Annotated in this window: 14 protein-coding genes and 1 riboswitch; of the genes, 10 read left to right on the top strand and 4 right to left on the bottom strand. The window is 27.4% G+C overall.

Going from position 1 to position 16183, the window contains the following annotated elements; translation table 4 throughout:
• Window positions 1-5: 5 nt before the first annotated feature.
• On the bottom strand, window positions 6-641 hold the full coding sequence (locus tag E7Y35_RS01830) for a hypothetical protein (RefSeq protein WP_283272653.1): 636 nt from the start codon (window positions 639-641) through the stop codon (window positions 6-8).
• 256 nt (window positions 642-897) lie between these two features.
• Here E7Y35_RS01830 and E7Y35_RS01825 point away from each other — a divergent pair, with 256 nt between their 5' ends.
• From E7Y35_RS01825 to E7Y35_RS01795, 7 genes are all read left to right on the top strand, one after another.
• The gene (locus E7Y35_RS01825; protein ID WP_283272652.1) at window positions 898-2505 is read left to right on the top strand and encodes a hypothetical protein; all 1608 of its coding nucleotides are present in this window, start codon (window positions 898-900) and stop codon (window positions 2503-2505) included.
• A 141-nt stretch (window positions 2506-2646) separates the two neighbouring features.
• Window positions 2647-2784, top strand: a complete 138-nt coding sequence (locus tag E7Y35_RS01820; RefSeq protein WP_283272651.1) for a hypothetical protein — start codon at window positions 2647-2649, stop codon at window positions 2782-2784.
• Between the two features lie 137 nt (window positions 2785-2921).
• Entirely contained in the window at window positions 2922-4718 is a 1797-nt protein-coding gene (locus tag E7Y35_RS01815; RefSeq protein ID WP_283272650.1) for an ABC transporter permease, read from the top strand.
• 81 nt (window positions 4719-4799) lie between these two features.
• Window positions 4800-5933, top strand: a complete 1134-nt coding sequence (mnmA, locus tag E7Y35_RS01810; protein WP_283272649.1) for a tRNA 2-thiouridine(34) synthase MnmA — start codon at window positions 4800-4802, stop codon at window positions 5931-5933.
• Between the two features lie 15 nt (window positions 5934-5948).
• The gene (recD2, locus tag E7Y35_RS01805) at window positions 5949-8096 is read left to right on the top strand and encodes an SF1B family DNA helicase RecD2 (protein WP_283272648.1); all 2148 of its coding nucleotides are present in this window, start codon (window positions 5949-5951) and stop codon (window positions 8094-8096) included.
• Window positions 8097-8597: 501 nt separating this feature from the next.
• A complete protein-coding gene (locus tag E7Y35_RS01800; protein WP_283272647.1) occupies window positions 8598-10151 on the top strand; it encodes a hypothetical protein in 1554 nt (517 codons plus the stop codon).
• A gap of 107 nt (window positions 10152-10258) precedes the next feature.
• Window positions 10259-11014 carry a hypothetical protein gene (locus E7Y35_RS01795; protein ID WP_283272646.1) on the top strand — a complete coding sequence of 252 codons (756 nt, stop codon included), beginning with the start codon at window positions 10259-10261 and terminating at the stop codon, window positions 11012-11014.
• A 183-nt stretch (window positions 11015-11197) separates the two neighbouring features.
• Here the strand turns inward: E7Y35_RS01795 and E7Y35_RS01790 are convergent, their stop codons facing one another.
• From E7Y35_RS01790 to E7Y35_RS01780, 3 genes are all read right to left on the bottom strand, one after another.
• Window positions 11198-11506 carry a DDE-type integrase/transposase/recombinase gene (locus E7Y35_RS01790; protein ID WP_283272645.1) on the bottom strand — a complete coding sequence of 103 codons (309 nt, stop codon included), beginning with the start codon at window positions 11504-11506 and terminating at the stop codon, window positions 11198-11200.
• Complete coding sequence (locus E7Y35_RS01785) at window positions 11461-11781, bottom strand: hypothetical protein (RefSeq protein WP_283272644.1); 321 nt, start codon at window positions 11779-11781, stop codon at window positions 11461-11463. Before E7Y35_RS01785 ends, E7Y35_RS01790 begins: the two co-directional genes overlap by 46 nt.
• Window positions 11782-11889: 108 nt before the next feature.
• Window positions 11890-12105, bottom strand: a complete 216-nt coding sequence (locus E7Y35_RS01780) for a hypothetical protein (protein ID WP_283272643.1) — start codon at window positions 12103-12105, stop codon at window positions 11890-11892.
• A gap of 119 nt (window positions 12106-12224) precedes the next feature.
• A riboswitch (cobalamin riboswitch) is annotated at window positions 12225-12396 on the top strand.
• Window positions 12397-12797: 401 nt separating this feature from the next.
• Here E7Y35_RS01780 and deoD point away from each other — a divergent pair.
• Genes deoD through tkt form a run of 3 tightly spaced genes read left to right on the top strand, consistent with a single transcriptional unit; the run spans window position 12798 to window position 16182 of the window.
• Window positions 12798-13508, top strand: coding sequence for a purine-nucleoside phosphorylase (gene deoD / locus E7Y35_RS01775; RefSeq protein WP_283272642.1), 711 nt, complete (start codon window positions 12798-12800; stop codon window positions 13506-13508).
• A 19-nt stretch (window positions 13509-13527) separates the two neighbouring features.
• A complete protein-coding gene (locus E7Y35_RS01770) occupies window positions 13528-14151 on the top strand; it encodes a deoxynucleoside kinase (protein ID WP_283272641.1) in 624 nt (207 codons plus the stop codon).
• Between the two features lie 45 nt (window positions 14152-14196).
• Entirely contained in the window at window positions 14197-16182 is a 1986-nt protein-coding gene (gene tkt / locus E7Y35_RS01765; protein ID WP_283272640.1) for a transketolase, read from the top strand.
• Window position 16183 lies beyond the last annotated feature (1 nt).

Genomic DNA, 16183 nt, shown 5'->3' with positions numbered 1-16183 from the left:
ACAACTTACACTGATGTTTTATCAGTGTTTTTTTTCGGCAGTTTAATTTGAAAGTTATAACCTGTTTCATCTAAATAATTCAAAAAACCACGGTTAAATAAAAAGGGATATTTATTCGCAAAATAATATATCATTTTAATAAAAGGAACTAAAACAGCAGTTGTTAAGGCGGTTGATGTTATAGCAGAGATGGTATTATTAATTAACCAAAAAATTCAAACCCCAATTGCTTGACTAATATTACCAAAAATGACCCAATTATATAAAAAAATGGCAATAAAATATTGTAAGTAAATTAAGAGAAAAACTAAGATGGGGTATAAAAAGTAATATTTAATTAAACAACGGCGCATGAAAAAAATAATGGTAACAATTAAATTTCAAGTAAAAAAAGTAAAAAAGACAAAAATAAAACCAAATCCAGCATAGTATAAGCAGATTAAAAAAGCATAAACATTGCAAATTATATAATTCAGATATCAACGAAAGTAGATTGCTCAACTTGTTAACAAAAGATAGTCAAAGGTAATATAGTTTAAGGATAAAACACTAAGTAATCGAAAAACAAATGCTAATGTTGCTAACATCACCGTAATTGTGATAACCATAATTGTTTCAAATCCATTATTTTGTTGCTTCATTGGACTTCCTTTCTTTTTAATAAAATTATTATGTTTAATTTTATTTTGTAAGTACTTTTCATAAACAATTTTATCTTAATTTTGTTAAAAAATAAATTAATTCAGAGATTTATTAAAGTTTTAAAAATAATAAATTGTTTTATATAATGAGTTAAATTAGGGCCACTTGTTTTTTTTATTTACAATTAATAGTGTAGAAAAAAATATGTTAAAACTTAGTGACCTATAGACATATTAAATAAGGAGAACTTAATAAATGAAAAAAATATTGAGTTTATTGGCAACATTAGGAATCGCCAATGTAGGTATTAGCAGTATTATTAGTTGTAAACAATCAAACACACCATCTGACATTGATTCAGATGATTTAGAATTACAAGTAGCAAAGGATATCAAAGTTTTAAATGATATTTCATTACGAGTCTCACAAGGAATTCAAACATTTTTAACTGAAAAAAATATTTTACTTTCAACAGATTATACAGGTAGTGATATTTTTAAAGAAGTTTCGAAAGAAAAACCTGATTATGATGTTGTTAAAGAAGAATATTTAACGGGATTAAAAAAATTATCAGATCAATTTCAAACATTTATTGATATTTTAAATCGTAAAATTGCTCATGAGTATTCAAACTATTATTATGATAGTTTGCCAATTGAATTATCTTATGATAAAACTTTTAAACTATCATATGTTGATTTAGAATCCCTAAGTAGTCTTACTGGTGAAAAACTTACTGATATTTTAGCAGCAAGATTAGTTCATCGGATTTCTTATAAAATCCAATATAAGTCGTATTCAGCGAGTGCTAGTTTAAATTTACAATTTATATTAACAAATGATAAAGAGACAATGGAGCGAGCATTATCAGGAATAATTTCTAAGATATCAACAGTAATAGCAAATTTTTTAAATAATAATAAATTAGTTGGTATTGATAAAAATCCTGATTTTATTGAATTATTTAATAATTTTGATATTAATTATAGTGTTCATCACAAAAAATTGGATGAAATATTTCAAAATATTTTAAAAAAAGAATTAAAAAACAACCCGGATACTGTTAAAATCTTAGATAATCTTACATACGTAAATGATCAAACAATTGTAAATTTAATAACTGGAAGCGCGTCAAATGTAAGCAATATAGACGCCCAAACTGTTGGAACTCCAGGGGCATGAGATTATACAACATGGTCTTCATGAACTGGGGGAGAAGGTCATATGAGTAATCTCAGTCCAGAAAGTTTTATTAAAATGTTTCGTAAAAATGTTAAAATGTTTCATGGGGTTAAAGAAACTGATAATTTATATTTAGGAAATTTTAATTTTAATTTATCAGCAATATTAATTGCTGGTGTTCCACTATCAGGATTAGTTACTTCATCTGATGAGGTTCCAGTTCAAATTACATTATATATAAGTGCTGATGGTTTACATCAAAAACTCTTAAATTATGCCAACATTATAATAGCTTTTTATAAATATTTTGAAATTGAGTCAGCAGGTTATTATAAGTTTAGTACTGTCAAGATTTCACAAGATGTATATCATAAAATTGTTAATGATGGTAAATTATTATGAGATAATGCCATAAAATATTTAAGAGATGATTTTAAAGCCTCTGAGTTTGCGAAAGATTTAACTGATATTAATTTATTTGCATTAGGTAACCGTGATAAAGTCCTTGGTGATGCTTATTTAACTGTGACTAATAATAATACCTTAGAAGTCAAATCTTTACGGGATAAATCTCCACGTTGAAGATTAGACTTATTATTTGGTGATTTAACTTTTAATAATTCAATTTTCTATACGCCATGAACAGCGACTTATTTTAAAATTTCGTTTCAAGTTAAATAAAGGTTAACATTATTGTTTATAATATTTTCTTAAACATTTATCATAATTTGATATAACAATTAACAAGATTAAATCCACTTTTGCCACAATTAATTCTTTTTAAAAGTAAGTTAGAATTAAATTAGAAAAGTGGTTTTTATTATGTCAAAATTAGCAGAAGAGCAAAAAGAGAAAATGATTAGTTTTTTTGTTGTTGTAAAAATAGCATACCAGTGATGAAATATAATTAACATAAGGGGAAAAGTCTTGCTTGATATTTTTATCCATCAAAAACATTAAATTTATGTTTCTTAAACAAACACTTACTTTATTCCAACTTTTAAGCGGTGAATTACTAATAACCCTTTATTTTTTAGTGATTTTAGGATATAATTAATACATAGAGTTTTGGGGTTAGTTAAAGTGGGTGCTAAATAATGAAGAGCAATGACATTAAAATTTTAAAGATTAAACCAATTAAACAAGGCCTTCGTAACAATCGACATTCTAGTTATCAAGAGCCTTCTTTAATTACTAAATCGCATTTTTTTAGTGGTGAAAATAGTCATTTTTTTAATAATGGCTATTTTGCAATAAAACCATCTGTTTCAGAACAAATAATTGAACAAAATTACCTTTCACCATTAACACAATGCCGTGAATTAAATTTAAATCTTGATAATCCTGATGCTTTAAGAGTTTTGCATACACAAGCAGAAAAGTTGGAACAAGAAAAAACAAATTTTTATCAACGCTTAGATAAAATTAAAACAACATTTGATGAAAAAGCACCTTTCCATAATGATAACCATTTACAAGAACCACCAATAATAACTAATAAGGTTGATTTAATCCATTTTAATAATAATAGTCCACATCGTGCTATTAGTAGGGATGACCGGATTGATGTTGATCGTGCAGCATTAAAAGAACAAGCACGTGCTATTGCTCAAAAAATTATGCAAAAAACAGCACACAAAGAACCCAGTAAGATAATTGCGCCCGTTGAACAGGATGAAACTATTTCAAAACCAAAATCAATTTTGACAGCACATTTTCCTAAAATTACCACTGTAAATCCAACTCCTAAAAAAGACATTATTGTAACGCAAAGTTATAATAATAAAACGCAAAACATAGCAAGTTCTTCTGGAAAAAAATCACAGCTACCTTTTGTTAGTAAGATAAATTTAATTAAAGAAGAAATGAAATTTGAGCAATCAAGTGAACCTGAACAATCAGTTGTTAAACCCGTAGAAAAAGGTATGAATATAAAAGTTTCAACCGCTCGTGGTTCGGAAGTTTATGATGAACTTGATGTTATGGAATGAGATATTACAAAGCGACCAAATTTAGGCCTTGATCATACTACTAATAAATATTATCATCAAGAAGAAACAACTGTGCGAGAAGAAAAGATAGCACCTTTACCAGTGCTTCCAAAAGATGATGTAGAAACACCGCGCACAATTGAAATTGATGAACCAGTCGGGAGTTATCGAATCAATAATTTTTATGCTAGTTTATTTGATTCGCCACTACCTGCGACGAAAGCGACAAACCCAGTGATAAATGCTAAAATGAAGCGAATACGAGCAAAGAAGCAAAAGAAGCAAGAAAATCTTAATGATGAAAATCTAAACCAAGAACATCAAACAAATCATGTTCAACCAGCAACCGTTTTTAGTAATAGTTATAAAATCCAATTACTACCAAACGGAAGACAACGAATTAGTAAAATAAAAAAAAATAATATTATCACATGACGTAATCCAATTATCTTAACTGCTCGGATTATGGCAGTTGTTGGTCTAATTATTTTATGTAGTGCTTTTTTAATATTTAATAATTGGATTAATAATTCATCATTAGACTTATATAATTTTGCTACAATAACTTTTGGAAAATTTAATTTTATTCAAACTAACCAGGATTATCTTTTGGCCAATCGCGTGTTTATGATTATCTTCCTTAGCATTTATGCCATTATAATTATTTTACCGTTTTGTGTAGTTTCTAATTTTAAAATTCAGTTGTATCTTTTTTTACCCTTTGGTTTATTGTTTTTAGGAAGTTTCATTGGAATTGCCTTATACGGTTATTTTTATAAGAATAATAATTTTGTTTTAACAAGTAATATTATGCAAATTATTAGTTATGGTTTTTTAATATTAGCAAATATCTTAATGTTAATAGGAATTTTATACTTAAAACTTCAAAAAAGACCGCACTAAGTTTTTTAAACTTAGTGTTTTAATGTTAAAATAATATTGCTAATTTATATGACTAATTATTAATAAGGGAAGTGAATAGAAATGGAAAAAGTTGTTGTTGGCTTATCGGGGGGTGTTGACTCTTCTGTTAGCTTATATTTATTGCAACAAGCAGGTTATCAAGTTGAAGGACTATTTATGCGAAATTGAGATAGTCAATTAAATAATGATATTTTAGGAAATAAAGCAATTAATAATGAGATTTGCCCGCAAGAAGTTGATTATGATGATGCTGTTAAAGTTAGTATTGCTTTAAATGTGCCATTACATCGAGTTGATTTTATTAAAGAATATTGAGAATATGTTTTTAAATATTTTATTAGTGAGTATCAACGGGGACGAACACCAAATCCAGATATTTTATGTAATAAATATATTAAATTTGATTATTTTCTAAAATATGCTATTAATAACTATCAAGCTGATTTTATTGCAATGGGACATTATGCCCGAGTACGATTTAATGAAGAAATAAATGAATATCAATTGTTACGCGGAGTTGATAGTGATAAAGATCAGACTTATTTTTTAAGTCAGTTAAATCAACAACAATTAGCAAAAACAATTTTTCCATTGGGAGATTTAACGAAAAAAGAAGTGCGGGCAATTGCTAATGCACAGAATTTAATCACAGCAAATAAAAAAGATTCAACGGGAATTTGTTTTATTGGGGAACGTGATTTTAAAAGTTTCTTACAAAATTATATTCCCAACCAAAATGGTGAAATTGTTGATATTGAAACAAAGGAAGTTGTAGGAACTCATAATGGGATTATGTACTACACAATTGGTCAACGACGAGGGCTAAATTTAGGGGGGATGACAGAACCTTATTTTGTTGCTGGTAAAAATGTTACAAAAAATATTTTATATGTTGCTAAAAGCAGTGAAGAAAAATGATTATATTCAACTAGTTGTCTTGTAACAGATTTGAATTGAATCAATACCCTTAAATCTGACAATTTCAATTGTACGGCAAAATTTCGTTATCGTCAGAAAGATATTCCCGTTAAAGTAACAGTTTTAAGTGAAGATAAATGTCTTGTTCATTTTGAAAGTAGAGTTAAAGCAATCACTCCTGGACAAGCTGCTGTTTTTTATAATGGTGTTGTTTGTCTTGGTGGGGGAATAATTGATGAAGTTTATTTAGATGATCAAAAACTATGTTATTTATAAGGAAGGATTATTGTGATGGTTGAGAAGATACGAGGTTATTTAAAATTAATTGTTTTTGAATCAAAAAATGGTTATCGAATTTGTAAATTTCAATTAGAGAAAGATAAGACCCACTTTATTTTTATTAAAGGTTTTTTATCAGTTTTACAACCTGATCAATTATATGAATTAACAGGCGAATTTGTTTATAATGAGCGATATGGGGAAAACTTTGAAGTAAAAGAATTAAAGCAAATTGCGCCCCAAAGTAATGATGAAGTTTTAAAATATTTAACAAGTAGCTTGTTTCCAACGATTGGGCCAAAAACAGCACAGCTTATTATTGATTATTATCAAAACGATGTGGTTAGTAAGATTAAGGAAAATATCTCACAATTAAAACAAATTCCAGGTGTTACTTCTAAACAGGCCGCTATTATTGCAAAATCATTTCAGGAAATGAGTCGCGATGATGAATTAAACCATCAATTTAACCAAAAAGGATTGTCTCTACAAGTTTTATCATTATTAAAAGCAAAATACAATGTTGATCAAATTTATGCTTTACTAACAAAAGATCCTTATTCATTGTTATTAAAAGATAACATTTCGTTTCGGACAATTGATAAAATTTATTTAGCATTTGAACAAAACCCACTTAGTAATATTCGAATTGGATATTATGCTTGGTATTTAGCAAAAGAATTTTGTAATAATACTGGTGATACTTATTTAACATTAGATGAATTAACAGTCATTTTACAAAAACATTTTAATAATTTAACAAAAGAGTCTATTTTAATGGGATTAAAATATAGTAAGGAAATTAATTTATTAATTTTTAAAAATGATAAAATTTATGTTGCTGAAATATATCATAGTGAATTAAATATTGCCACAATGTTAGGCAGTTTAAATTCCATTGAACAATATGATGAAGAAAAATTAGCAAGCCAGGTGCAAGAATTAACAGCTAAGAAACAAATAAGTTACAATGCAAATCAAACAAAGGCGATTAAAGCAGCTGTTCGTTCTAATTTTTTAGTAATTATTGGTGGACCGGGAACTGGAAAAACAACAGTTGTTGATGGAATTGTCAGTATTTTAAAAAAAGTCTATTCACAATCAAAAATTGTGTTGGCGGCTCCAACGGGTAAAGCAGCAAAACGGTTACGAGAAAAAACTGGTCAAAAAGCGTTAACAATTCATAAATTATTAAAATATGATGCTATTACAAACCAGTTTTTTTATAATGAAAGTAATCCGTTGGAAAATGACATTTTAATTTTAGATGAAGTTAGTATGGTTGATAGTTTATTATTATCACAAATCGCCAAAGTTGGTTTAAATTTGCGGAAATTAATTTTAATTGGTGATCCAAATCAGTTACCTTCAGTTGCTTGTGGCGATATTTTGCGAGATATTATTCAGAGTGATGTTTTTAATGTTATTAAGTTGGAAGAAGTTTATCGCCAAGAAGCGGGAAATGATATTTTGGAATTAAGTTATGCGATTGAACAAGACCATTTTGAATATGATTTATTAAATAAAAGAGACTTAACTTTTATTGAGGAAACTGACCCACATTTGTTATTAACAACAATTGGTAATTTATATCAAAAACTAAATGAAGAAAAAGCAGGGGATTATAATGCAATTCAAGTAATTGCACCAATGTATAATGGCCCTGTTGGAATTAACATGTTAAATACTTATTTACAAGATAAACTAAATCGTTCTTATGGTCAAAAAGAAATTAAAATTGGTCATCGAATTTTTCGGGTTAATGATAAAGTAATGCAATTAAAAAATCGACCAGAATTAGAAATTTATAATGGTGATGTTGGTATTATTGTTGATATTAAAAAAGATAAAAACCTTAATGATGTTTTACTAATAAAATATGACAATATTGTTGAATATACGAAAGAAATGTATTATGATATTGCTTTAGCTTATGCATGTAGTGTTCATAAATTACAGGGTAGTGAATATGATAATATTATTTTTGTTATTACCAAAAGTTTTTGAATTATGTTAAAACGAAATTTAATATATACGGCAGTTACACGGGCAAAAACAAATTTATATTTAATTGGCGAACAAACTGCTTTTTTGCGAGGAGTCAATAATTTACCACAAAAACGACGAACAACATTACAAGAAGTTATTAAAAATTATTAAATGAAGAATTTTTATTTCCTTATCATTTTAAATATACTATAAATAATTAAGTTAGTTATGTGTCCGGATTTTTAGTAAGGAAGCAAAACAAAATAAATTATTTTTTTGGTCAAAACAGTTTTTTTTTTTTTTTTTTTGTTATAATGGTAGTGCTTAAAACTAAAACTATAGCAGTTTATTTTTAAGCAAACATAGAAACATATTTTATAGTTTTCATTAGTTTATATTTGGAATGTGTAATTAAAAATAACTTTAGTTACACATTTTATTTTTTGGTTTTTAATTAACTGTGTTCCGCAAGTAGTTGTTTTTGTGTTGCTTTAGGTTAAACAATTCTTTTCAAATAGTATTTATCTTTTTTTTTTTTTTTTTTTTGGTACACATCCATCTCGCAATCACACATAATTAATTATTTTCTAAGTCAGTACCTATTGCTTTTTTTTTTTTTTTTGTCATAATAAAAATTATATAGCAAAAATATAATAAAAAGGAGACAAAGAAATGAAAAAATTAATGGCGTTATTGGGGATTTCTGCTTTTAGCGTAACTGGGGCTAGTACAATTGTTGGTTGTCGTCAACAGCAAGAAGAACCAGATGACTCAAATACTGGGGCAACAAAAGATTTAGAAACTTTAAATAAAATTTCACAACAAGTTTCAAATGCATTTTTAGAATATGCGAGTACTAAAAACACAATTGATAGTACAAATTATCAAACAACATTTGATGAGTTATATACTATTGTTAATGAAACAACACCAAGTAAAGAGTTAGATCAAAAGGATCCAAAAGTTATGTCGGCGTTGCAAATTTTGAAAACTAGTTTTATGGCAGTTTTTAATAACAATAGTCAGGAAATTATTAATGAATATTCAAATTATTATATTGATACTAAACCAATTATTTTATCTGAAGAAAGTTTCAAATATAATTTAAATTTTATTAATACCAAAAAAATAGCAGATTTATTTCAGAATCCGACTGTGAAAAATGCTAAGGCAGTTCGGTTAGATTTTAGTTTTAGTTTTACAGTTAAGTTTAAAGAGATCTCAACTACTTCTAGTTATTTTATTCAATATGTGATTACTGATAATCCAACGGCTGTGAAAGATATTTTAAATGGTGTTGTTCAAAAAATTTCAAAAGTAATTGTTAAATTCTTTAATACTGAGGGAACATTCCAAATTGACAAGAATAATGATTTTAAACCAATTTATGATAATTTTAATGTTAATTATACTGCAGGTTTTGCTGATTTGGATAACATTATTTTTACTAAATTGCAAACCGCACTTGCTAATGATGCTGATTTAAAAGACCTTATTGGCAGTATTAAATATAATAGTTCAATATCATTATTAACATTATTAATGAGTGCAATTAATAATAAAACAAATGGAGTTGATTTTGTAAAAGAATCAACAGCTTCTTATGTTTGAGCAGGGATGGGTTATCAACCATATCAAATTACGCCAGAAAATTTTGTTAAATTTTATCGTTCATTAGTTGATATTTTTAATACTGATAAAAATTTAAATTTAGCTTCTTTTAATGTAAATTTATCGAAAATTCAAATTGCTGGACTGCCATTATCGGGGGTAGTTATAAATGGTGGAGAAGCATTAACAGTGCAAATTCAAATTACAAAAGATGGTTTAAATAATAAATTAATGGAATATGGGAAATTAGTAACAGCTTTTTATAAGTATTTCCGTATTGAATCAAATAAAAATTCGGGAGTTTTTCATCTTAGTGAAACGGCATTTAATAAAATTTTAGCTTTATCAGAATATAATTATCGAAAAGTTTTAAGAATTTTAATTGATGATTTTAAGGCGTCTGCTGATGCAAAAAACTTATCATGATTAGATATTTTTACAACAGGTAATTGAGTAAAACGAGAACATAATCTTACTTTAAATAGCACAAAAGATACCTTTTCATTACGTCGTGGTGCAGTATGAAATTTTGACTTAACATTTGGAACAAATAATGCTGTGTATTATACTGGTTGAACATCGACATTATTTACATTAGAGTTTACTAAAAAATAAAGATAACCAAAAAAGCAAGAAAGTTCTTGCTTTTTATTTTGCAATAAAATTGCTTTTTTTATTAAGAATTATTATAATTAATATCGAATAAATGAAAGGAAGAAAAAATGAAAGTAATTAAAGATAAATGGTTTTATTATCAATTATGTGTGGGAATCCTTATTATTAGTACATTATTTTCTGTTTATTTATACCATATGATTATGCAGAAATGATTACGAAATATTGATTATCCTTTTTCACCAATTTTATTTCAAGGTCAATTTTTTAGCTTTTTTACTTATCAAAGTAATTTTTTGTTAGGAGTTTGGTTTTTAGCATCAGCCTGGACGTTTAATAAACCGCAATATTGATGAAAAAACCAATATACGAGAATTGCTATTACTTCTTATATCAGTGTGACTTGTTTAACTTTTATGGGTTTTCTTTTACCAACTATGTTAATAAATAAAGTAGTTAATGTTGGTGGTCTTTTAGTGGGATTATTTTTTCATTTAATAACACCAATCTTCATGATTATTTATTTATTCATGCACCAAGAAAAAATAACAATGACTCCCCGCCAATATTTTAAAAAAGTTTTTTTACTTTATTTAATTTATCCGGTTTTATATACTGTCTATTTATCATTTCGGTTTGGAATGTATTTAAATGATCCTCTGTTGGGGGATATTCCATATGATATTGTTTTTCCTTATGCCTTATTAACCTCTAAAGGTGGGGTATGGAATATTATTGGTTCTGCGTTTGACTTAGTTTTTTCTTTCATTATTGTTTTTATTATTGCTTATGTTTTATTTATTTTAGTTAATATAATGTATTTTTTCATTATTAAAGCAATTAATAAAAGACAAAAAGTGTAATACACCATATACATTTTAGACCAGTTAGTCTTTTAAAAATTTTAACACAGCTTGGGCAGGTGTTAAAAGATTTATACTTTTATGGCGTCAAACTTTGTTATAATAATCTAGAAAGATTACAATTTGTTTTCGAATATCATCAATATCTTTAAGATATCTTGGTAAATATTCAAAAAACTTATTTTAATTACGATGAAATCTTTCAATTTTCCCATTACTTTGGGGAGAACGAATTGGAGTTGTCTGATGAACAACTCCTTTTTCATTTACTGCTTTAGTAAACTCACTTTTATGATGAGCATAATTTGTTCGATGATTATAAACATATTCAATTCCGTTATCTGTCCGAATTCTTTTCATTTTAATACCTATCTTATCAAATTCAAAATAAGCTTTTTGAAAAAGTCCTGCCACAATATCTTGTGTTTTACTTTCCGTTACATAAACTACTGCATACCGAGATTTCTCATCAATATAATCAAAAATATACAAATCTCTTTTATATCCGTCATATTTTTAGTTAATACTTTAACATCATGTTGGATATGCCCTAATTCATGCATTTCATAACGTTTATAAAATCTCTTTTTCCGTTTATTTTTAAAATATTGATTAAATGTTTTATCTCATTTCATTAATGTTTTAATATTATGTCTAATCGGCTTATTTTGATATGTAAAATAATTTGCCAATGTTAAATTATAAAACTCATAAATTCCTGTGCCATAATTTTCACGATAATTTTTAATCATTTGTGCTACTTTCATTTTATAAGATTTATCATAAACATAATAAATAGTTTTTGGTTGTGTTGAATGTTTTTTAAATCACTCAAAACTATAAGAATTTTTTAAAAACTCTTTAATTTTGTTTGATTAATTGTAAAATGTTTGTTTCTCTCTATAAAATAATTTAATTAACTGATTTAATGAATGGGTTTTAAGATAATATTTATGACATAAATTAAAATAATTCGATGAATTATTATAAATATAATTTGTTTCCTTAGTTGCTGCAACTTGCCCATATCATTTTTTAAAACCACGATGTAATTTATATAACTCGTTTTCTGTAATAATACTTGCTATCATTTTAAACCTTCTAATTTAATTTTAAAGATTTAGGTGGTCTTAAATGTGTATGGTTTTCACAAAAAAGTTTAATTTTAACTTGCATTTTAAAAATAAACTTTATATTATTACTTTAACAACTTTAAAAAGCAATTTTGGATGTTACGGGAATTAGGTGCAAGTCCTAGGCTGTCCCAGCAACTGTAAAGTGGATGAAAGCTAACATTATGCCATTGAGAAGATACTTCTTGAGAAGGAATAGCGAGTAAAGTGAAACTGAGCCAGTAGACCGATCTAAAAAACATTGATATTTTATCAGTGCTGCCTTTATAGTTATTATCCCTGGGGTTGGATAATTAATTTATTTATTAGTTAAAAACTATTAAATAATAATTTGAAAGACGTCAAAAAGCGTTTTTTAGTTGTTAATTTAAAGTGATAATCCTATTAAGGCATTATTTAAAATATAATAATTAGAAAATTTTTAAGTTTAATAAAATTAATTTTAAAATTCTTTATAATTTTAATTTTTTTATTAACTTAATTTATGAAATAAAAATAAAACTGTTAATTAAACATTTCTTATATGAATATCTTAAAATATTCCTTTTCGTTTTGTTTAAATTTATTGTTGAAACCAAAATTTTAAATAATAACTTAATTAATAGGACTGTTAATCCAATCAAAGGATAAATAAAGGAAGGAAATACAAAATGACACCACATATTAATGCAAAAGAAACAGACATTGCAAAAGTTGTTTTAATGCCTGGTGATCCATTACGAGCAAAAGCAATTGCTGAAAAATATTTAACAGATTATAAGTTAGTTAATGAAGTTCGAAATATGTTCATATATACCGGAAAATATCAAAATGTTAAAATTACAATTGCTGGAAGTGGGATGGGTTGCCCCAGTATTGGGATTTATTCATATGAATTATTTAAATTTTATGATGTTGATTATATTATCCGTATTGGTTCTGCGGGTAGTTATAAAACAGAGTTAAAATTATACGATATTTTTAATGTTCGTGAAGCATTTGGAGAAAGTAATTATGCCAAGATTGCTGCAAATATTGATTCAAATCTAATTCCTGCAAGTGAGACCTTATTTAATACAATTGAAGAAGTGGCGGTAGCGCAAGGAATTAAAACACATACTGGGATTGCTCATGCTGCTGATGTTTTTTATCGTTATGATAGTTCATTAGCATTTACCAAAGAACATAATTTAGATGTTGTAGAAATGGAATCATATGCTTTGTTTGCTAATGCAGTTGTTACTAAAAAACAGGCAGCAACATTGCTAACTATTTCTGATAATCTTGTGACAAAACAAACAGCTTCGGCAATGGAACGTCAAAATAATTTTATGGCAATGGTGCAATTGGCTTTAGCAACGGCAACGCAACTAATTAAATAACATAAGGAAGGAATAGAAAATGAAAATTGCTGTTTTTGGGACTGTTGGTGCTGGTAAGACAAAAGTTAGTGAAGCATTATGTCAACAGTTAAATTATAATTTATTTAAAGAACCCGTAGAAGAGAACCCATATTTTAATGATTTTTATCAGGATATGAAAGGTTTTGCCTTTAAGATGCAAATTTATATGTTGACAACGAGAATTGAACAATTTTTTGCAATTGATAATTTAACAAATACTGTCTTTGATCGAACAATTTTAGAAGACCCTGTTTTTGTTCGGGTTTCACATTTGCTAGAAATTATGAATGATGTTGATTTTAAAGTTTACAATCGTTTTTTTCAAAATGTTATTACCCCAATTTTAAAGCAGAAATTAGGATTTGATGTTATTATTTATTTAAAAGTTTCCACAGCAAAAGCTGTTGAACGAGTTAATAATCGGGGTCGAGTATTAGAATTAGAGACTCCATACTATTATTGAGAAAAATTAAATGAACAATATGAGGTTTTATATCATGAATTAAAAAATGATTATCATTTCATTGTTGTTGATGCTGATAATGATAATTTTGCAGAAAAGATGGCCTTTATTATGCAGAACTTGGTAATGATAGATAATAAAGTTTTTTGTTTAATTTAAAAATAATTATCGGTAATATTTTAGATTTATGAGGAGGAAAAGTAAATGAAAGATACAAATAATAATATTGAAACAAAAAGTTTAAGTAACTTACGAATTTTAGGTTTAGATCCAATTATCTATAATAAAACTGGTCACCCAGGAATTGTTTTGAGTGCAGCGCCAATGATGCAAGCAATTTATTTAAATAATTTAATTGCTAACCCAGCTGTTCCTGACTGAATTAATCGTGATCGGTTTGTTTTATCACCAGGACATGCTTCAACGCTGCAGTATGCGATTTTACATTTTGCTGGTTATGATTTAACAATTGATGATTTAAAAAAATATCGTCATATTAATTCAAAAACACCAGCTCATCCCGAATATGGAGTAACCCCGGGGGTTGATAATTCATCGGGACCATTAGGACAAGGAGTTGGCTATGGGGTTGGAATGGCATTAGCTGAACAACATTTAGCTGCTAAATTTAATAAACCAGGATATGACATTATTGATCATTATACTTATGTTTTGTGTAGTGACGGTGATTTACAAGAAGGGGGAGCACTTGAAGCAATCCAGCTAGCTGGAGTATGAAAACTAAATAAGTTAATTATGTTATATGATTCAAACGACTGTCAATTAGATACCAAATGTGAGGAAGTTTTAAAAGTAAATTATCAACAGTTTTTTGAAGCTCAAAATTGAAATTATATTCTTGTTGAGAATGCGGATGAGGATTTAACAGCAATTAAAAAGGCAATATCAGTCGCACAAAAGAGTGATAAACCAACTTTAATTGAATGTAAAACAATTATTGGTTATGGTCACCCAAAACAAGGTTCACCAATGCATTCATCACCATTTACTCCCGAAGAAATGCAACAAGTTCAAACCTTTTATGATTTTGAACATCCCCAATTTTATGTTGACCCAGATGTCAAAACTTATTGAAATGATACTTTTATTAAACGTGGTGAAAAAGCATATCAAGGATGATTAACAAAATTAGCAGCTTATCAAACTGCTTTCCCACTAGAATATGCACAATTATTTAATTCACCAGTTGTTGATTTAACAGCTTTTAAATCGTTATTAACAACTGATAAAAGTAAAAAAGCAGGAACACGAATTATTATGGGTGATGTCTTTAAACATTATCAACAAAACTGTTCTAATAATATGTTTGGTGGGAGTGCTGATTTGGGTACAGCCACAAAGATTATTGGTTATAATGGATCATGAACAATTAATAGTCCCCAAAATAATAATATTCATTTTGGTGTTCGTGAATTTGCAGCGGGTACAATTAGTATTGGAATTGAATTACATCAAGGGTTAAAAAGTTTTAACTCAACATTTTTAATTTTTTCTGATTATATGAAACCATGCCTTAGAATGGCATGTATTCAAAATTTACCTGTTATTTTTGCTTATTCACATGATTCAATTGGGGTTGGTTTTGATGGTAAATCGCACCAACCAGTTGAACAATTAGCAATGTTACGGAATTGTCCAAATTTAAATGTTTTACGTCCAGCAGATATTAAAGAAGCAATTGGTTGTTTAAAACTTGCTGTTGAAGCAAAGTCAACTCCTAGTGCATTAATTTTATCGCGACAAGATACACCATATCAGTTAACAGAGACTTGTTATGAACAAACTTTACAAGGAGGATATATTGTTGTGTCTGAAGATACGACAAAACCATTAACAGCAATTATTATTGCAACAGGAACAGAAGTACCGGTCGCAATTAATGCTGCGAAAGCAATTAACGAAAATATCCGTGTTGTTTCCATGCCTTGTGTTGAACTATTTGAACAACAACCGGGGGACTATCAAGAAAAAGTACTTCCAAAAAACTTTGCAAAAGTAATTGCGATTGAGTTTTCTAATGATTATGTTTGATATAAATTTGTTGGCAAAACTGGTTTGGTGATTGGTGTTAATGACTATGGTTTATCAGGGAGTGTTGATGCCGTTATTAAATACAAAGGCTTGGATCAAGATGCTATTATTCAAAGAATTAAAAAATATATCGGTTAAG

This window comes from Spiroplasma sp. SV19 (assembly GCF_030060925.1).
Classification (GTDB): Bacteria; Bacillota_I; Bacilli_A; order Mycoplasmatales; family Mycoplasmataceae; genus Spiroplasma.
This window is presented reverse-complemented; position numbering and strand designations above follow the sequence as displayed.